The sequence below is a fragment of the Psychromonas sp. SP041 genome (genome assembly GCF_000470315.2).
In the GTDB taxonomy this organism is placed as follows: Bacteria; Pseudomonadota; Gammaproteobacteria; order Enterobacterales; family Psychromonadaceae; genus Psychromonas.
This window is the reverse complement of sequence record NZ_CBRF02000009.1, coordinates 30,628-49,311: the sequence shown is the minus strand read 5'-3', so window position 1 is coordinate 49,311 and position 18,684 is coordinate 30,628. Positions and strand designations below refer to the sequence as shown.

The window sequence follows — 18,684 nt, the reverse complement described above, 5'->3', positions numbered from 1 at the left end:
TTTAAAAAAGAAGGACGTTTTCACGTTCTTCTTTTTTAAATTTAATGCTACGACTATTATTGATTCCCTAAATCGCTTAAGCAATTAAGTTTTGTCCTCAGAACTTTTATTAAATAACTTTCATTAAATAATTTTTACTAAAGAACTTTACTCAAAAACTGTTGAGTTCTCTCTTTTTGAGGGTTATCCAACACTTCTTGAGGTGTGCCTATCTCCTCAATTAAGCCTTCATGGAAAAAAGCAACTTTGTCTGAGACTTCTTTTGCAAAGGCTATTTCATGGGTAACACAAATCATTGTCATACCATCATCACGTAATAGTCTTAACGTATCTAATACTTCGCCAACAAGCTCAGGATCGAGTGCTGACGTTACTTCATCAAACAACATGTAGGGCGGTTCCATTGCTAATGCTCTTGCAATCGCCAAACGTTGTTGTTGTCCACCAGACATTTTAGTTGGATATTCGTGTAATTTGTCACCAAGTCCAACGTGTTTAAGCTCTTTTGTCGCTATTTCTTCAGCTTTTTCTTTACTAAACCCTTTTACAACTTGAGGAGCTAAAGCCGCATTTTCTAGTACGGTTAAATGTGGAAAAGAGTTCCATTGTTGGAATACCATACCGAGGTTTTGTCTCAATGCATTGATATCTGTTTTTTTATCATGTACATCGATACCATCAACAATAATGTTACCTTTATTGATACTTTCAATGGCATTAATACAATATAAAAGGGTCGATTTTCCACTGCCACTTGCACCGATAATACTCACTACTTCACCGCGGTTTACCGTTAAATCAATCCCTTTTAATACTTCTAAATCACCAAAAGATTTATGAACACCTTTTATTTCAATCATATTTCCATTTTCCTTTCTATATATTTACCGTAACGCGACAACGGGTAAGAAATCATAAAGTAAAACAACCCAACACCTATTAAAATCATAAGGGGTTGTTGCGTTCTTGATATCAATTGTTCTGCTGTTCTTAGTAATTCCATATAACCAATCACAGAGACTAATGCAGAGTCTTTAATAACACTTAAGGCAACACCAATCCAAGATGGAAAAACGGCTCTCATGCCAATTGGTATTCTTATGTATCTCACTGTCTGTAAGTAATTCATGCCTAGTGACCTAGATGCTTTTACCATAGAGACTGGAACACTATTAAATCCACTTCTGAACACTTCACTCATGAATGCCATTGTATAAAGCGATAATATAATTGAACCTGTCACAAAAGGAGGTAATGGGAAACCCATCACACCGATAAAGGTGCTAAACAATATAAGCTGAATGATGAGAGGCACAGAGCGAAGAACATCTAAAACAGCACCTAAAAAAACATTAACTGTTTTATTGGATTCTGCTCTAATAAACCCAATTAAAAGCCCTAATAAACTACCAACTACAATAGCTATAACTGAAATATAAACAGTGTTTAAAATACCCGTTAAAATAAACCCTGCGTCATTCCACGATAAAGGAGTAAATAAGTTCATTATGATATCTCCCCTTTAAATACTTTTTTGGCAATCAAATCAGCGGCTAATAATACCAATTTAGTGATCACATAATACATAACAGCGGCCACCATAAAGAACTCTAATGTTCTGAATGAAGTTGATTGCAATCGTTGTGTTTCACCAGATAATTCATTCATTCCAACTAGTATCCCAAGTGAGCTCATTAGTATTGACCAAACAAATTGATTGGTCATTGGATGATAAATTCTACGGAACATTTGTGGCAAAATGATGTAGCGGTAGACTTTAATATTATTCATACCTAAGGATTTTGCAGCGCTATATTGGGTTTTAGGAATGGACTGAAAACCACCCCTGAATGTTTCTGCTAAGTAACCTGCATTTATAAAGACTAAAGCAGAAAAAACCGAGACGTACGGGCTAAGATGTATGCCATAAGCCCCTAAACCAAAATAGGCCATGTAGATAAGAAAAAGAGCAGGGGTATTCCTTGCGATTTCTATCCAAATATTAGCAATATGATAAAAAACTTTGGTTTCTGACATTTTTCCCAATGCTAATAATACGGCAATGATGATACCTACTAGCATTGATAAAACAGAGACATGAACGGTAGTAAATGCCCCTGTTAATAGTTGTGGGAATGCATCGAATACTACATTCCAGTGAAATTCATAATTATCCATATATCCTCTTTTAAAAGCATTTCCATTTGGCTTTGAGTCATACCTATTAAATTTGATGTTGTTGTATGATTGTCTTTGATAATTGTGATTATCGGGCATCATTAACTTTCTATGACGTATTTTTTAATGACTAATACAATGCGATATAAATTATTTCCCTTTATTAAACGATCTTATTAACTGACTTTATTAAACTAACTCAACGAACCTGAACGACTAACTTAAATGATTTTGATAACTCAACAATAACAATAAGCATAATGTTTGAGTATGATTCTATTTTTATTTTCAGATGGTTTATAACAGATGGGGTAGTCGGTTAACCCTGGGATGTCTAAATTGATATCCTCCAGCAGAACTGGAGGATGACTTACTTTTAGTTAACACAATCAAAAATAATTACTTATTTTCTCTTAATGCTTTAACCATATCAGCAGAAACTGGCGTACCAAAATGCTTAACATGTAATTCGTTTAAACGACCGTCACGTACTTGGTGAACTAAGAAAAGATTTAAGTATTTAATCCAAGCTTGTTCACTTCGTTTAGCAATAATTCCTACTACATCATCGTAATTTGGCACATAAGGACCTGCAACAAAATCATCAAATTGACCAGAAGTTAGTTTAGTTGCGATATTAGTGTTAGTAGAAATAAGCGCATCAACTTTACCTTGGTATAGTCCTAGGAATGCATCATTTTCTGATTTAAATGCGGTATAATTATCTCTTCCCCAACCTTGTGCATCTGCATAGTTGAAGTATTCTGTTTCATAGGTTGTACCTAGTGCTGCACCTACTTTTACATCCTTAAGATCAGCAAAAGATGTCATTTTCACACCTTTCTTAGAAATTACTTGAAACTTAAAAACAAAGTATGGGTAAGTAAAGCCAACAGATTTAGCGCGTGCTAATGAGTCTGACGTCGAACCAATAACTACATCGGTTTTAGCTGAAATTAATGAAGGGATTCGGTCGCCCCAAGTTAGGTTGATAACATTTGATTTTACGCCTAAAACAGTGGCTAAATCGTTACAGTAATCAACATCAAAACCGGCAGGTTTGTTATCTTTGTCTGTGTAACCCATTGGTGGGAAATCAAGCACGACGCCACAGTTTAATGTGCCACGGCTGATTACATCATCTAATTGATCTGCACTTGCGCTTGAAAATGCACCGAGTACTGAAATGGAAGCAACAACTAATGATATTTTCTTTACTAACTTCATACTTTCTCCTTGATTTTTATTTACAATTTACTTGTGCATAGGGTGGCTAGAACATAATGTGCCGCACTTTTGTATCTTGTATTTAAATTAGATATCCCTATTTACAAGTCGATGTTAATTCTTATAAGTATTTGTTAATTTTTATAAGCAGATGTTAATCCTTTTAACACTTTAATTACTCTATCAAACTTTAGAATAACTTGTTGAGCTTTTTATTATTTATTCGAGATCAAAAAATATCTAGGTATTTAGCACTGATCATCGTAATGCAATTCAAATTTATTTTTTTATCTATCATTTTTTATTAACAAATTTTATTTTTTTACATGGCGAAATATGAAGGATAGTAAGATATCAATTTTCGTTTTGTATCTTGTAACATAATGATATTACGTTTAAATAAGCGATGAAAGGAAGTGTGCAACTAAAGACTGCTTGTTGTTGTCATAACATTATATTCAATGGAACAATCAACTTACCATTTATAGTTTTATAAAATTTGAATTAAAAAAGGGACTCAACATGGTCTTAATCATTTAGTAAGCAACTATTTAATGTATCAATTTATATGAATATGGATTGTAAATTTACTTTTTTAAAAGGATCTCTAATGAAATTAGCATTCTTATTACCTATTGTCATAAGTCTAATCATGGTATTTCCAAGTATTAGTTCAGCTGAAAGTAGAGACAATAAAAAGCATCAAAAAAGATCCTTTGTACACAAAAAAATTGAGTCTAAAACAGACAAAATAACACGTAAACGTCTTCTTTATGGTAGTAGCACTGTATTACCTAAAAACCGTGCGGCTCGCCATAAAGAAAATAGGTTGGATAAGAAAAATGCAATTAGGCATAAAAATTCAAAGACTTATGTTAATAGGAACATTCATACTCGTGCTGTTCAGAAAAACCGCTCGACAATAAAAACGTCAGTATTACCACCAAATAAAGCGGTGCGTAACAAACAGAAGGCTAAAAGGTTAATAGCGGCGAAAAACTTAAAAACTAAACGCAGTAAAAGTTTTCGTAAACGTGCCATTTATAAAATAGGCTTAAGGAGTCATAAACTACCAAGAAATGGTCGTCGTCTTAGTTTTGGAGGCCTTTCTTTTATTTTTAGTAGTGGGTTATATTATCGTTATTTAAATAATGGATATACCGTCGTACACCCTCCGGTAGGGCTGAAAATCCGTTATTTACCACATGGCTTTGAAAATCTGTTTGTTAATGGACATCATTATTACTTCTTCCAAGGTATTTACTATATTACTGCTGGTGCTTATTACCAAGTGGTAGAAGCGCCATTTAATGATACAACTACATTGTCAGTAACTGACGAAACACAATATGAGCAACAACAAAGTGATTATTTTGAGCTTGGGCAACGTTACTCAGTATTACCTGAAGGCGCTGAATTAGTTGTTGTTAACGGGGAACAATACTTTAAATATCAAAATATCTATTTTCTTCCTCAATCATCGGATAATGATGTTGATTATTTAGCAGTGAAGCTAGATTAAGTCTTTATTTTTAAATAGTAAATGCTGTACTTCATTTCTGAATTGTAGTCTTTATGCCAACAATTAATCTAACGAGATTAACATTTTAATACTCGTTAGATTAAATCATAAATGCGTTGTTAGTTGCTTATTCACTGGTCATTTAAACCTATTTTTTAGCGGAAATTTTTTATTGAAGAGGAAAGGTTTTGTATTGTAAAAGTGATAATGTTAATTCGTTATTACTATTCTAAGATAATGAGTTTTAATATGTATTTATTGATGATTCTTCGCTAAATTTGCGTATTGTTAAATTGTGATTTACGTTTAATAGATCCTCTCGTCTTACATTTATTTGATTAAAAGTAGGAAATACTATGTTTAATAAAATCATTTTATTTACCTGTGTGCTTATTATATCAAGCAATATCATGGCCAAACAAAATACCAAAGTATCTAAAAGCTTATGTTTAAAAATTGATGCGAAAATTACGACAGCTAAAAAGAATATGCGTGTTATATATACAGACAAGAAAGGTCATAAGTTAAGAAGTAAGTTAAAAGCCTTACAGAAAAAAAAGGCGTATTGTAAAATAAGCCGATTTCCAACCTCATTATAAATTCCACATTTCTCAGGCTTTATAACTCTGGTTAGTTCTTATCGAAGGTTGCAGCGCAGAGTTGCTTTTCAAGCTAACGACCCACAGGACAATCGGTGAAGTAAACACTTTCGTTGTTAGAAAATGTCGATTTAAACCGTTATAGCTTATTCTTTCTGCCTAGGACTTGTTCACTTCACCGTTTGCTGGATTTCGCACTTTGAATGGTAAAGAGTATAGATACGAGTTATCAGAAAATATTATACCAATCACAATAAATAGCTTATCTATTTTACTTGTTAAAACAGCCCATTTCCTCGTTGTAAATTTCGTAAAGGGAACAGTCATTAAAGCATTAACCTCTTTTGGTTAATTCTCCGATAGACGATTAACGAAGTTAATCTTCGAAAGGCTCAATTTACGCCTTGAATTGAATAGTTTTCCCGTGCAAAATTTAGATAATATAATCGGTATTAATTACTTGTATGGATAAATTGACCTTTTTTATCAGTGCTCTGAATACTATAGCGATAAACGCCCTCCCAGAAGATAGTCAAAATCAGATAGCATTTCTGTTTGATAGAACAATAAACATAGACCTAGCCTTTACTGTTCCGGATAACATGCGATTTAAACTTTTTATTATACTTCTCACATGTACGTAATAAACCACATGTAATCACTAATGTTTAAATGCGATCCTAAATAGTGCGAAATCGAATATTATTAATGCGCTGACATGGTGCTTTTTTCGGATTTGTTTAATAAGTAAGCAGTACCAATCTAGAATAAACTCCAATTTAAATTAAAAAACACCTTAAATACCATTAAATTTAAAATTCATGAAACTTAAATTTTTATCGAAAAATCAAATAAAAATTATCATGATAAAAAGCTGTTATTCATTTTAATTAAGTGACCACTTAATTATTAATAGAAGCTTATTTCTTCTAAAGGGGAGCGCTTTTTTAATGTTTAAAAGAAATGGTATTAAAAGTGTTTTTTATTGGTTATTTTTTAAAATAAATGCGTTGTTATCAACAACCCAATACATTTATTTTAAATAGAATAGAGAACAAAAATTTAGCATAGATCAAACACTTGGTATAAATAATGCTCTTGTTTTGAACATATCTTTTGATTGCAGTTGCACTCAAGTTGTTCAAGGTGATGTATAGGCATATGGAAAATAGTCAAAACATAAAAGAACAAGTAAAAATGATAGGGATGGATTTCGGTTCAACCACTAGCAGTGCGATGATCGCGGTGGCAGGCGTTGGAATGAACTCTGCGACAGGTCGAATGGCATTCTCTGCACCAGAAATTGTCTATCGCTCTAATGTTGAATTTACGCCTTTTAAAGGTGCTGAAATTGACGCATCCGCTATCGCTGAACTATTAGATACTTGGTTAGAAAAAGGCGATAACATTTTTTCTGGCGGAGTGATCATTACTGGTTTAGCTGCTTTACAACAAAACTCAGTGCATATTGCCGCTTTAATTAAAGAGCGTATCGGACAAGCTGTTATTGCAACGGTTGATGATCCAAACCTTGAGTCATGGTTAGCCTTCATGGGGTGTGCTGCATTATTATCTCGACACTTTAAGAACGAAACACTCGTTAATCTCGATATTGGTGGCGGCACAACTAATCCCGCAGCAGGTCAAAATGGACAAGTCAAAACAACGGGATGTTTTTATATTGGCGCTAGGCATTTTCAGTTTGAACCAGGGACTTACCGCTTAATTAATATCTCTGAATACGGTTATTCAATGTTAAACCATATCGGGGTAACTAATGAAATTGGCGATACTCTTTGTGCTGGCACCCTCAATAAAATCCTCGACCTTTACATTGAAGCACTAAAAGCCATCGCTCGGGGAAGCCTAGCATTTTTTGAAAGCGATATTGGCCAGCGTCTTTGCCAAACTTCTTTTATACTGCCTCCAAACGTTGATTCACCTCTGATTACATTTTCCGGTGGTGTAGGCGAACTTATTTATAAAATCACTGAAAACGAACCGATACCTAGTACCACCTTTTATGGTGATTTAGGTATCGACCTAGCTAAAAGAATTATCTCCGATCCTTTCTTTTCTAAACAAATAACAACAATTCGCCCAGAAAATATGGGTAGAGCAACTGTGTACGGGTTGACGCTTCATAATACTGAAATTTCAGGTGCAACTTTATTTTTACCAGACACCTCGGCACTGCCTTTAAATGATGTCCCTATTGTTGCTCGACTCAGTATGTCTTGTGACTTATCTGATCTTCTTAATTCTATTTCTGTTGTTGCACAGCGTAGTGGTAAAGCTTGTATTCAAATGCTACCAGTAACTGATTCAGAAGGGGGAGCTTTACCTGCTTCTTTGCAACAAATTAAAACGCTTGGTGATCGAATAAATCAAGCATTAGCGACACTCACTATTGATTTACCGTTAGTGATATTGGTACCCGGAAATTTTGGGAAAGCATTAGGTAACTATGCAACGGACTGGGGAAAATCATCCGCTAAATTAATGATCATAGATGAAATACCAGATCGTAATGCACAGTTTGTAAATATTGGAAGTCCGTATCGCGGCGTTGTACCCGTTTCTTTTTATGGTATTTATTAGAATTTAAGGTTTATTTAATGAAAAAGATTATCCCACTTAAAGATATTCATGTTCCCGTTCCAGGGCCTGATGAAGTTTATTCTTTCAAAATATTGAATGAAATTTTTTACTTTGAAGGGCTTAAAAAACTATTAGGAGCCGCTGATATTAGTAAAGCGGGGGATAGGACAACTGACCTTGCACCCAAAAATGCAATGGATAGAGAAGCGGCAAGAGCAATTCTAGCTTCTTTAACATTGCAGTACCTTTATGATAATCCGTTAACTGCTGATGATGGCAGTGTTGACTCTGTCATGCGTGCTGGTTATGAGATAGATCTTGAACTGTTTCAAAGTATTGCCCATATGACTATGGGCGATCTTAAAGATCATTTGCTCGCCAGTAATGGAACGCGAGTGGCTGCGATTGGTTTAGCATTAACACCTGTCATGGCATCCGCTTTAACCAAGTTAATGGATGTACATGAATTAGTTTATTTACCCGGTAAAATATTTCGGCCAACTAAAGCAAGAACCTTGATTGGTACGCCTAAAACACTGTCATTTCGTCTTCAACCTAATCATCCTAAAGATAATTTAGATGCTATTTCGATGATGGTTTATAACGATTTAGCCATGGGAATGGGCGACTGTTTAATTGGTGTTAACCCATCTGATGGGTCAGTCGATAATATAGCCGCTATGCTTTGGCATATAGATAAGTTGCGTCGCGAAACAGGCGCTCCCACTCAAATTTGTGTACTTGGGCATATTAAAAGTCAACTTACTGCCTTAAAACAGGGAGCACCGGTTGAAATCTTATTCCAAAGCTTTGCAGGTACAGATGAAACATTAACCGGAGAGTTCGACGTAACGGTAGAGTTTTTAGATCAAGCTGTGGAAACCATGAAAAATGAAGGTCCGCTAAAAGATATAGCGGATCAATTTATGTACTTTGAAACAGGTCAAGGCAGTGAAATGACTTACCGTAAACATAACGGTATGGATATGGCGACTTGCGAAGCATTATGTTACGGACTATGCCGACGTTATGATCCTTTTATGGTCAATAACGCAACAGGTTTCATTGGTCCAGAAACACATCTTAATGACTTTGAATTAATGGTATCGACACTTCAAGACCACTTCATGGGGAAACTCTTAGGCTTACCGATGGGCATCAGCCCAAGTTATACCTTACATTCAAACTCACATTTAGAAGGTCAGCAAATGGCTGTGCAATTGGCTACAGCGGCAGGGGCAAACTTCTTTATGGATATCTATTTAGGTACCGATCGTATGCTTGCTCACTTTGTGAATTCAGGGCACGACGATCAAACCTTAAGGGAAATATATCACCGTAATCCTGCGCCTGAGTTTTTACAATGGGCAGTTCAAAAAGGTATTTATATTCAACATACCGATGGTAACGTTGAGCGCGGTCCAAACTGGGGAAACCCAAGGTTGTTTATCAAGAGTGATTTAGAGTTTCAACGTCTACATGAAGCGACCCCAAATGCACCTGGATTTGAAAATGCAGGTCCACGTCCTGCACATAAAGTACAAGAAGTGATTCGAATTAACCAATCGGTAGGGCGTGAAGCGGTGCATTCACATTTAAAACCAGAACTGTTCACTGGCTTTAAATTTAGAGAGTTTGTTACTACGGCTATCGACCATGCTGAACATTTAAAAAATCCTGAAGTAGGCTCCAAACTTTCAAAAGTTGATTTAGACAGCCTTTCTGCTGAAGGTAATGATGTACAAATTATCATTACAGATGGGTTATCAGCTGAAGCCATACATCATAATGTTCCGGATATGATACCAGTATTAATGGATGGGTTAAAAAGCCGTAATTACTCACTAGGGGAGCCTATCGTTGCACACTTTGGTCGGGTTAAATTAGCGGAATGTATTGCTGATGTATTGGATTGTAATATTGCTATTTTATTGGCAGGAGAGAGACCAGGTGGCGATGCACTTTCTTCAAAAAGTATGTCAGCTTATTTGGTATTAAAACTGAAAGACGAACAGGCAAAAAAGGCTGCAGCAACTTACAGTGAACATGAAAAAATTCGTTATGAATACACATTAATTACCAACATTTATCAAGGAGGTTTACCGCCTATCGAAGGAGGCAGTGTTGTTGCAGAAAAAGTAATGGAAATTCTTGAAAATCAAGCAGCAGGTAATCGATTAGAAGATCTATTGAAAGCTCAAAAAAATGTATAACCCAATTTAACAAAGTAATGCTAAAAATATTTTAATCAATATTCAACACACATCTACATACATTAAATAAGGATATAAATAATGATATTGAGAAAGAAAGTAATTAAACAAGTCACACTTGCGACCACTTGTGTGATGTTGCTGTTAGCACCTGTCGTGCAAGCTGATTCAATGAGGCTTAAATTTGCCCATCAAAATAATGTTTATGATGCTGACCAATTACTGGCAGAAACCTTTAAAACATTATTAGAAGAAAGAACTAATGGTGATTTAAAAGTATCTATTTACCCTGGCACGTTAACGGGATCAGAAGAAGAAGCCTTAGAATTTGCTAAAGCTGGAACGGTTTCCTTAGCGGCGACGAGTGCGGGTCATATAGCAGGTTATTACGAGGACATTCAATTTCTTCAACTTCCTTATTTATTTAAAAGTTTGGAACATTATAAAGTAGCAAGAAGTTCTAGTGTGGTTAAAGAGATCCTTGCTGGTGCCAGTAAAGCAACAGGTATGAAAGCATTGGGCGTCTATTCTGATTGTAATGGTTTTGCGATTGCCAGTAAAAAGCCTATTAATAGTTTAGCTGATGCTAAGGGTGTGAAGTTACGAGCGATGCAAAATCCTTTGTTTATTGATATCTATGAAGCATTTGGCTTTACGGTGACACCAACAGACTGGGGTGAACTTTATACTTCATTACAAACAGGCATGGTAGAAGCTGATGATTTAGGTGTGTATTGCAACGATATTTTCAAAATGAGTGAAGTTGTTGATAGTTATGCAATATTGAATCAAATGTGGACGCAAAAAATATTATTTATGTCTCCAAAAGTTTGGGACAAATTAACTGCAGAACAAAAAGTGATTGTGACTGATATTGCTGATGAAGCAATAGAGTTAACAGACGCTTGGCAGTATGCCCGCGAAGCTAAATTTATCGAAAAAGTAAAAGAAGATAAAGATCAAACGATTACTTATCCAAATACTGATGAATTTAAAGAAGCATCGCAGTCAGTGTATACAAAATGGTTTGCTAAAGAACCTCAATGGAAAACGTGGTATGAAGAAATTCAATACCTTGATCCTAATGCCCGTCTCCCTAAGGCATTTAAATAATCATTAATCACTTCAATAAGATCAACCTTTTTGACTAAAGAGGTTGATCTATCAATTAACAGCAAACAAAGAATAATGAGGTGAGTGGTATGCCTGATACAAAAAAAGCTGTGCTAGAGAATAAAGTCGAAAGTGTAATGAACAAAATAAGTAGCATATGTGGCGTAACATTGCTGGTATTAATGTGTGCTTTGATTTTATTACTCGGGGTTAACATTTTCTTACGATATAGCTTCGATTCGCCGATTGCTTGGTCTAATACTATATCAAGATACATTTACATCATTATTGCATTAGTAGGTAGTGCTATTGCCTATACACAACAGAGCCATGCTCGAATTGATATTCTATATGACAGAGTCGGGCCTAAGACTAAAAAGATTTTCGATTTTTTTCACTGCATTATTATGATGTTACTTTGCATTATTTTTATCGTGGTTGGTAGTCAACATGTTGCCACTATGTGGCCTGTGCATCCACCCATTATCCCTTGGCTTCCTATTGGTAGCATTTATCTATCTGTTCCAATATTTGCTTTTTTGATTTTTCTTTATTTATTAACAAAAATGATTTCAATTTTTAGCAAACGGAGTGCTTCATGACTTTTATTTTTTTAATGATCCTTTGTTTTATTTTGTTGATGGCAATTAGAATACCTATTCCTTTTGCATTGCTTGCGTCAACACTTGTTTACTTCATTGGAGCTGATATTCCTCTCAGTATTATGGTGGTTCGATTATTTCGTTCTTTTGATTCATTTGTACTCTTAGCCATTCCATTCTTTATTTTAGCTGGCAAAGTCATGGCTGAATCGGGTATTAGTGATCGTATTATCCGTTTAGCTGATTTAATAGTAGGGCGTGTTAAGGGCAATCTTGCTTATGTGAATATTGTCGTGAGTATGTTTTTTGGTGGTATTACCGGCACTGCTATTTCTGATACAACCGCGGTTGGTTCAGTAATGATCCCGGCGATGACTAAAGCGGGTTATAAAAAAAGTTTTAGTGCGGCTGTCACCGCTGCATCTTCAACGATGGGGCCAATTATTCCGCCTAGCTTGATGTTTATTCTGTATGGATCAATTGCTCAAGTTTCTATTAAAGATATGTTTTTAGCGGGTGCTATTCCTGGAGTCATGGTCGGATTTGCTCAAATTGCCGTTGTTTGGTTATACGGCCGTAAAAATGACTTACCAAGAAGAGAAGAAAAAATAACACGCAAACAAGGTTTCGATATTGTTGGTGGTGCTTTTTACGCAATGTTACTGCCTGTGATTATTCTTGGTGGTATTTTAATGGGGGTTGTGAGCCCGACAGAAGCGGCTGTTATTGCAGTATTTTATTCTATTTTTATTGCTATTTTTGTCTATCGTTCTTTAACTTGGAAGAGGTTAATGGGAGCCATTAGAGAGTCAACTGTTGAAACAGGTAGCGTGTCGATTATCATTGCTGCAGCGGGTATTTTTGGATGGGCATTATCAAATGAACAGTTGCCAATGATCTTTGCAGAGTATTTAGTAGAAAATATTGAATCAACTTGGTTAATTTTATTACTTATCAACGTTTTATTATTTTTTCTGGGCATGTTTATGGATTCGATTCCTGCCTTGATGATAGTGACACCTGTATTACTACCAGTGTTTGACATGTTAGGTATTGACCCATTACATGCGGGTATTTTCATGTGTGTTAATTTAATTACAGGTCTAGCAACACCCCCCGTAGGTTGCTGTTTGTTTGCGTCATCAATTATATCAGGTGAATCGATGGAAAAAATTAGCCGAGCAATATTGCCGTTTATTCTAGCTAATGTGATTATTGTCTTATTGATTACGTATATTCCTTGGATAACACTATTTTTACCTTCATTATTTAAGTAATTTAATCCTCGTTTATGAAAAAACGCTATTAAATGATTGGCTATATTGATTTTAGCCAGTCATTTTTCTGTTTTTTTAGTATATTTCTCATCTTTTTTTGAAATTTAAAAATAAAATAATCTATTTTTATTCAATAAGATATCTTGTTTATGATTGAAAAACGCACAATATATGAATAAAAAGCTAGTAAAAGATTAAGTTTTAGAAGTAGAATCCAAAAATTATTAAATTCACATATGGATTATTTTATGAACTTATCGATGCGTATTATTTTATTAACGACTTTATTAAGTATTGCTGGTTGTACTACGACACCTCCTACATTTGGTGAACGTATGCAAATGGAAGGTGAGTCTCGCGTTAAAATAGCGGAACAATGGGAAGATGGACAAAAATCGTTGACTAAAGGTGAAAAAACACTGGTAAGCGGTCAAAAACTAGCAGAAAAAGGTCGCGGTTACTTAAGTAAAGGTGAGAAATTAGTTGCCTCTGGTAATCTTAAAATCCAAAAAAATAAGTTAGCTTATCAGACTCTGTCTCAAACCGTTGTTGGCGTTGAGTCAGCAGATCTTGCATTGAAGCGAGTTGCTAAACTAAAGGTAATTGCTAACGAATGGGAAGATGGTGAAGATAACCTGATTGAAGGTAATAAACTCATTAAACGCGGAAAAGCCAACATTGTTGAAGGCGAAGCTAATATTGAGAAAGGTCAGAAACTGATCACATCAGGTAAAGCTAAAATGCAATCAGCGGAGAGTCTTTACCAAAGCGAAGGTTAATTAAACATTACCAAATTATAAGTGCCTATTAGAATGAAAGTAGTATCAAGGTAAAAAGTCACTTTACTTTCTTGAGCTTCAATATCTAGACTGGCTTCAGTAACTGAGAAGCTAGTCTAGATTGACACTATAAATATGATTAATATTACTTATATTAACTACAACCCAAACTTGCTGTTAATCCACCTATCTGACCTTCAACGGAGCCTTCTTTATAAGAAGCTAAAGAAGGCATGATATCTAAACCAGTTAGCTCTTCAACTTCATCAATTGTCACCTCGGTTGAACAAAACTCATCAGCACGAGCTGCGCTTTGTTCCATAATAAATGCTGAGGCTTCCACCCAACCATTCACATCGGTAATAACGACTTTAAAATAACCACTAGGAATAGTATGTGTTTCATCAGCGCCTGGTAATGTTCCAAAAGTAGATTCATACAATGGTCCGCTCACCACATAAACATCTTGCCCATCTGAAACCATCGTTCTTACTGCACTTTCCAAATCGACCCAAGGCCCTTGGTTTAGTGTTGATGACTGAGGTGTGATATTTGATAAATAGTTTAGCATTGCCCAATCATCGGTATTACTGAATGAAGCTAAGGGAACTTGATGCCCTCTATCTGTAGTGAGTATCGCATTAGCATCAGTGTAATCATCGGGCTCTAATGTGTCATCTGAGTCAAGATCAGGATCTGCTTTCCAGTATCGAGATCTTGTTGGGCCATCAATAGTTTCACTCGTCACATTATACGCAACCCAATCTGCAAACTTGGTCGTTGCATTATTGCTTAATGTATAGATTGAACGCTCTATTTCTTGACCTGATAATCCTGTTGGGCAGTCATAGACACAGTTAGCGCCTAAACTAAAAGAGCTCCATAGAGAAGCGATGATTAACGTAGTTGTTTTTAATTTCATGGTATTTCCTTATAGGTAGATTAATCCGAAGTTATTAATACACATAAAATGTGCCAAAAATATTACAGAGAGGGAAATACTGAATTTAAAGGGATAGTAGGGTTAAGTATTTGAAATGAAATTGATAAAAGTAAAATAAAGCACCTATTTGGAGGTGTTCTTGCACCAGGCTTGTGCATTAGATGTGAAATGTCATGGAGCGTAACATTATCAATAGATCGCATGGTGAAATAGATAAATACGATGATATGTATTTCGATAAATTTGAAATTAAGTTGGTATCAATAAAAGCGAAGGTCGGTTCTAAGCTGGCAGTAAAATAGGTTGCATACTGGGTTAATTAAAAATTAGCTTTTTCTGTGGAGGGTTAGCGCCAATTGATTATGTAAGATGACATAAAATGAATACAGATTTACATCGAGCGCGTGAGTTTTTAAATATTATTGAGCATGCCATTCTGGCGGTTAGGAAGGTAATGGAAATACCTGACGACTACGAAATGTTATTTACTCATGGTGGTGGGCATGGACAATCTGCAACATTGCCTTTGAATCTATGTCATGAACAAACGAATGTTGCAATTTATATTGTTAATGGCACTTGGTCTGAAAGGGGGAGGGGTCTTGTGAACGATTGCTAAGTCTGATGATCTATACTCGTTACCCTTCAAGGTGTAAAATCCAGCGAGCGGTCGAGTGAACAGGTGCTAGGCAGAAAGAGGAAGAGCAAGCGGGTTAAATCGACACTTTCTAACAACGAGGTGTTTACTTCACCGCTTACTCTCTGAGTCGTTAGCTTGAAAACCAACTTTGCGTAAACCTTCGATAAGGACTAGGTATTGCCATCATCTTGCGCCTTGATTTGGGCTCCAAATTCACGACCGAACAAAGCACTTGGAACGGTAACGGGTATATATGATTTGATTGATAATTCAAATGGCTTTTATGGTATACCTGTTGATAATAAAGCATTAAGAAGCAGAATAAATGTGACATTTAATATCAATGGTGAAGATAAAGAACTGACGCATAAGTTCTTATTGAGAGCTAGCATAAAGGCATGCTTGGTCTACGAAAATTCACATCTTTTGGTGTTAGTGATTGCCTTTGTACGAGTCTTTACGATGGTGTAATGTCAATAACAATCAATAGCTTATCTATTTTATTTGTTAAAAAATTCCACTTCCTCGTTGTAAATTTTACAAAGGAAACAACCTTTTACGTCTTGAATTGAACTGTTTGTCCAGCGTGAAATTTAGATAACATATTTAATGTAATCGATATAAGCGTAGAAGAAGCAAATACATTAGCTGGCTTTATGCGTCGATTTCAAATTGAAAATAATAAATAGCACTTGTTTAAAGAGTATTTAAAAATCTAAATACGACTCGAATGGTCTCAATGTCGGATCACATTTAAACTATCCTCCAACCACCAAAGCTATAAATTACCAATGAAATGCCGTTGACTATTAATTTTTGATTTTTTTATATTGAAAAGTAATGATAACTACCTCATTATTTAACCTCTCTATAAATTTATAGTAAAAACAGTTGTTTCTGCTTTCACTACCATTCATTTAAATACATATTTTAAGGTTTTGTTATGGAGGTAGACAATATTCAAAGTCACATTGAAAATGATATTCAAGATCACCAAATAGATACATTAACTAACTTGCCCAATAGAACATCGGGTTGTCTGTTAGCTGAAAGTATTTTGTTAAAAAATAATGTGCCCAAAGTGCATGTCATCGTGCTTGAAATATCTAGATTTGGTCAAATAAGTGATAGTGTCGGTAATACGTTAGCAGACAAGATCTTAAGCAAAGTTGCAAAACGATTATCTTCTGTTTTTTGCAATGCTTTATGTCTTTACAGAACCCATGGAGATCATTTTTGTTTGGTGTTTAATGACGATGTTAATCTACTCGAAGAAGTCAGCCGTTTAACAGACTTCGCTCAACGTCCTTTTGCTATTAGTGGTAATGTCATTGTACTGAGTATTCGTATGGGGATAGCTTCAGCCCAAGTAAAAGATCAAGCATTTCTCGATACAATGCATGCCGCTGAGGCTGCTTTACATTATGCCAATAATAATGGATTAAAAGTGTCTGTGTTTGAACCCTTTATGTTGGATAAAGCGAAGAAATCTCATCAAGTAGCCAATGATTTACGTTGTTCATTAACGACAAATTCACATGAATTATATAACGCCATAAACAGTGATGAATTTTATCTCGTTTACCAACCTATTTTTTCAAAAAAACAAAATAAAGTCACTGGGTTTGAAGCTTTACTACGTTGGAATCATCCTTTAAGGGGAGCTGTGACACCCAATGAATTTATTCACGTAGCAGAAGAGATTGGGGTAATGGATGTATTAGGGGCATGGGTATTACGTAAAGCTTGTTTAGATATAGTTAATTTGCATAAATTATCAGAAATAGATGATGTGATGGTGAATATTAATGTAAGTCCATTGCAATTTTTAGACCCTGAACTATTAATGAGCTCAATTGAAGAAGCTATTACAGAATCAGGTATATCACCTACATTAATTCGAATTGAAATAACCGAGTCTTCTGAGTTTATGCATAGTATGGCAAGTACTCTACAAAAAATAAGAGCGCTAGGTTGTCAAATTGCAATTGATGACTTTGGCACGGGATATTCTTCGATTGTAAAATTAACGACTCTTCCACTTAATATGCTTAAAGTAGATCGTTCTTTTGTCTTTCAACTGGACTCTCAAGATCCTATTAAATCTCAACAAGCTTTAATGATTGCACGTGGTGTTTATGGTTTAGCTGACGCATTAGGGTTAAGTGTTATTACCGAAGGGGTTGAAACAAAAGAGCAACTAGCAATCGTGACAAACCTTGGGGCAGATTTAATACAGGGATTCTATTTTGCTAAACCAATGCTTGAATCTGAGATGTTCAATTATTTGAATCAACCTGTAAACTGAATGAGTGAAATACCAATGCAGAATTTATATCAATTATCCTATATCAGTAAAAACATGATAGAAGGAGACAAGCAAATATTACAATCACAAATTGAATCAATATTAACATCAGCTTCTAACAATAATGTAAAACTCGGCATAACAGGCGCTTTATTATATTCGGGTGGTTATTTTTGCCAAGTTATTGAAGGTGAAGAGGATAACCTTGAATCTATTTTTGAAACTATCCAGCAAGATAGTCGTCATGCAGAAATAACAGTTTTAAATTTTGAAAAAACTAATGAAAGAAATTTTTCTGAATGGTCAATGGCATTTGCTGGTATTGAAGAGTCAATGAGGTTTGATATAACGGGATTAAAAGATATTAAAGATCAAACGTCACTTCAAAAAGCAGGGAAAAACATTGTTAATGTCTTAGAAGTGTTAGTGAGAAAAAAGCAAGCTAGCGAAGTCGTAATGATTAAAAATAAAGAGTTAAAAATCAATAATTAAGAAAATTAATTAGAACAGGAAAATAAAAAAGAGGTCATCAATAAAAGATAAGCTAAAATAATGAGTCCTCACAATTAATAGTTATTACTATAAGTCTTAATTGTAACTATATTTAAAATTAATATTAACTATACTTCTTATTTTCCCATCAAAAAGTATAAACCCCTTTAACACTGTATTTATACTCTAT

At 35.0% G+C, this 18,684-nt stretch carries 17 protein-coding genes; 12 read left to right on the top strand and 5 right to left on the bottom strand.

The features are described from left to right. Positions 1–137: 137 nt before the first annotated feature. From SP041_RS06840 to SP041_RS06825, 4 genes are all read right to left on the bottom strand, one after another. Positions 138–860: an amino acid ABC transporter ATP-binding protein gene (locus SP041_RS06840; RefSeq protein ID WP_025565212.1), complete on the bottom strand. Its 723-nt coding sequence runs from the start codon at positions 858–860 to the stop codon at positions 138–140. Further along, the gene (locus SP041_RS06835) at positions 857–1,507 is read right to left on the bottom strand and encodes an amino acid ABC transporter permease (RefSeq protein ID WP_240791428.1); all 651 of its coding nucleotides are present in this window, start codon (positions 1,505–1,507) and stop codon (positions 857–859) included. Before SP041_RS06835 ends, SP041_RS06840 begins: the two co-directional genes overlap by 4 nt. Then, positions 1,507–2,178, bottom strand: coding sequence for an amino acid ABC transporter permease (locus SP041_RS06830; protein WP_025565214.1), 672 nt, complete (start codon positions 2,176–2,178; stop codon positions 1,507–1,509). The genes SP041_RS06835 and SP041_RS06830 overlap by 1 nt, the downstream gene beginning before the upstream one ends. Before the next feature lie 399 nt (positions 2,179–2,577). Further along, positions 2,578–3,405 (bottom strand): transporter substrate-binding domain-containing protein, encoded by an 828-nt coding sequence (locus SP041_RS06825; RefSeq protein WP_025565215.1) that lies wholly within the window; start codon positions 3,403–3,405, stop codon positions 2,578–2,580. 610 nt (positions 3,406–4,015) lie between these two features. Between SP041_RS06825 and SP041_RS06820 the strand changes: the two genes are divergently transcribed. The 8 genes from SP041_RS06820 (at position 4,016) to SP041_RS06785 (ending at position 14,111) form a co-directional block, all read left to right on the top strand. Beyond that, on the top strand, positions 4,016–4,927 hold the full coding sequence (locus SP041_RS06820; protein ID WP_025565216.1) for a DUF6515 family protein: 912 nt from the start codon (positions 4,016–4,018) through the stop codon (positions 4,925–4,927). Positions 4,928–5,283: 356 nt separating this feature from the next. Next, on the top strand, positions 5,284–5,526 hold the full coding sequence (locus SP041_RS06815) for a hypothetical protein (protein ID WP_025565217.1): 243 nt from the start codon (positions 5,284–5,286) through the stop codon (positions 5,524–5,526). A gap of 1,161 nt (positions 5,527–6,687) precedes the next feature. After that, the gene (locus tag SP041_RS06810; RefSeq protein ID WP_025565392.1) at positions 6,688–8,127 is read left to right on the top strand and encodes an ethanolamine ammonia-lyase reactivating factor EutA; all 1,440 of its coding nucleotides are present in this window, start codon (positions 6,688–6,690) and stop codon (positions 8,125–8,127) included. A gap of 17 nt (positions 8,128–8,144) precedes the next feature. Continuing rightward, the gene (gene eutB, locus SP041_RS06805; protein ID WP_025565393.1) at positions 8,145–10,340 is read left to right on the top strand and encodes an ethanolamine ammonia-lyase subunit EutB; all 2,196 of its coding nucleotides are present in this window, start codon (positions 8,145–8,147) and stop codon (positions 10,338–10,340) included. 81 nt (positions 10,341–10,421) lie between these two features. Beyond that, the gene (locus SP041_RS06800) at positions 10,422–11,453 is read left to right on the top strand and encodes a TRAP transporter substrate-binding protein (RefSeq protein WP_025565394.1); all 1,032 of its coding nucleotides are present in this window, start codon (positions 10,422–10,424) and stop codon (positions 11,451–11,453) included. A gap of 89 nt (positions 11,454–11,542) precedes the next feature. Further along, entirely contained in the window at positions 11,543–12,055 is a 513-nt protein-coding gene (locus SP041_RS06795) for a TRAP transporter small permease (protein ID WP_025565395.1), read from the top strand. Then, on the top strand, positions 12,052–13,332 hold the full coding sequence (locus SP041_RS06790; protein ID WP_025565396.1) for a TRAP transporter large permease: 1,281 nt from the start codon (positions 12,052–12,054) through the stop codon (positions 13,330–13,332). Before SP041_RS06795 ends, SP041_RS06790 begins: the two co-directional genes overlap by 4 nt. Positions 13,333–13,580: 248 nt before the next feature. Next, on the top strand, positions 13,581–14,111 hold the full coding sequence (locus SP041_RS06785) for a hypothetical protein (RefSeq protein WP_025565398.1): 531 nt from the start codon (positions 13,581–13,583) through the stop codon (positions 14,109–14,111). Positions 14,112–14,265: 154 nt separating this feature from the next. On the opposite strand, the gene SP041_RS06780 is transcribed toward SP041_RS06785, so the two are convergent. After that, positions 14,266–15,033 carry a DNA/RNA non-specific endonuclease gene (locus tag SP041_RS06780; protein WP_025565399.1) on the bottom strand — a complete coding sequence of 256 codons (768 nt, stop codon included), beginning with the start codon at positions 15,031–15,033 and terminating at the stop codon, positions 14,266–14,268. A 475-nt stretch (positions 15,034–15,508) separates the two neighbouring features. On the opposite strand from SP041_RS06780, the gene SP041_RS06775 reads away from it, so the two are divergent. From SP041_RS06775 to SP041_RS06760, 4 genes are all read left to right on the top strand, one after another. Then, entirely contained in the window at positions 15,509–15,673 is a 165-nt protein-coding gene (locus tag SP041_RS06775; protein WP_240791427.1) for a hypothetical protein, read from the top strand. A gap of 198 nt (positions 15,674–15,871) precedes the next feature. After that, positions 15,872–16,165 (top strand): hypothetical protein, encoded by a 294-nt coding sequence (locus tag SP041_RS06770; protein WP_025565402.1) that lies wholly within the window; start codon positions 15,872–15,874, stop codon positions 16,163–16,165. A gap of 472 nt (positions 16,166–16,637) precedes the next feature. Next, entirely contained in the window at positions 16,638–18,002 is a 1,365-nt protein-coding gene (locus SP041_RS06765) for a bifunctional diguanylate cyclase/phosphodiesterase (RefSeq protein WP_025565403.1), read from the top strand. A gap of 15 nt (positions 18,003–18,017) precedes the next feature. Next, positions 18,018–18,494 carry a BLUF domain-containing protein gene (locus SP041_RS06760; RefSeq protein ID WP_025565404.1) on the top strand — a complete coding sequence of 159 codons (477 nt, stop codon included), beginning with the start codon at positions 18,018–18,020 and terminating at the stop codon, positions 18,492–18,494. Positions 18,495–18,684 lie beyond the last annotated feature (190 nt).

What these genes read in the sequence shown, in the direction of transcription:
- SP041_RS06780 (WP_025565399.1), bottom strand. Translation starts at nt 15,033, where the DNA reads ATGAAATTAAAAACAACTACGTTAATCATCGCTTCTCTATGGAGCTCT.
- SP041_RS06790 (WP_025565396.1), top strand. Translation starts at nt 12,052, where the DNA reads ATGACTTTTATTTTTTTAATGATCCTTTGTTTTATTTTGTTGATGGCA.
- SP041_RS06815 (WP_025565217.1), top strand. Translation starts at nt 5,284, where the DNA reads ATGTTTAATAAAATCATTTTATTTACCTGTGTGCTTATTATATCAAGC.
- SP041_RS06760 (WP_025565404.1), top strand. Translation starts at nt 18,018, where the DNA reads ATGCAGAATTTATATCAATTATCCTATATCAGTAAAAACATGATAGAA.
- SP041_RS06835 (WP_240791428.1), bottom strand. Translation starts at nt 1,507, where the DNA reads ATGAACTTATTTACTCCTTTATCGTGGAATGACGCAGGGTTTATTTTA.
- SP041_RS06830 (WP_025565214.1), bottom strand. Translation starts at nt 2,178, where the DNA reads ATGGATAATTATGAATTTCACTGGAATGTAGTATTCGATGCATTCCCA.
- SP041_RS06800 (WP_025565394.1), top strand. Translation starts at nt 10,422, where the DNA reads ATGATATTGAGAAAGAAAGTAATTAAACAAGTCACACTTGCGACCACT.
- SP041_RS06810 (WP_025565392.1), top strand. Translation starts at nt 6,688, where the DNA reads ATGGAAAATAGTCAAAACATAAAAGAACAAGTAAAAATGATAGGGATG.
- SP041_RS06785 (WP_025565398.1), top strand. Translation starts at nt 13,581, where the DNA reads ATGAACTTATCGATGCGTATTATTTTATTAACGACTTTATTAAGTATT.
- SP041_RS06765 (WP_025565403.1), top strand. Translation starts at nt 16,638, where the DNA reads ATGGAGGTAGACAATATTCAAAGTCACATTGAAAATGATATTCAAGAT.
- SP041_RS06820 (WP_025565216.1), top strand. Translation starts at nt 4,016, where the DNA reads ATGAAATTAGCATTCTTATTACCTATTGTCATAAGTCTAATCATGGTA.
- SP041_RS06775 (WP_240791427.1), top strand. Translation starts at nt 15,509, where the DNA reads ATGGAAATACCTGACGACTACGAAATGTTATTTACTCATGGTGGTGGG.
- SP041_RS06840 (WP_025565212.1), bottom strand. Translation starts at nt 860, where the DNA reads ATGATTGAAATAAAAGGTGTTCATAAATCTTTTGGTGATTTAGAAGTA.
- eutB (WP_025565393.1), top strand. Translation starts at nt 8,145, where the DNA reads ATGAAAAAGATTATCCCACTTAAAGATATTCATGTTCCCGTTCCAGGG.
- SP041_RS06795 (WP_025565395.1), top strand. Translation starts at nt 11,543, where the DNA reads ATGCCTGATACAAAAAAAGCTGTGCTAGAGAATAAAGTCGAAAGTGTA.
- SP041_RS06825 (WP_025565215.1), bottom strand. Translation starts at nt 3,405, where the DNA reads ATGAAGTTAGTAAAGAAAATATCATTAGTTGTTGCTTCCATTTCAGTA.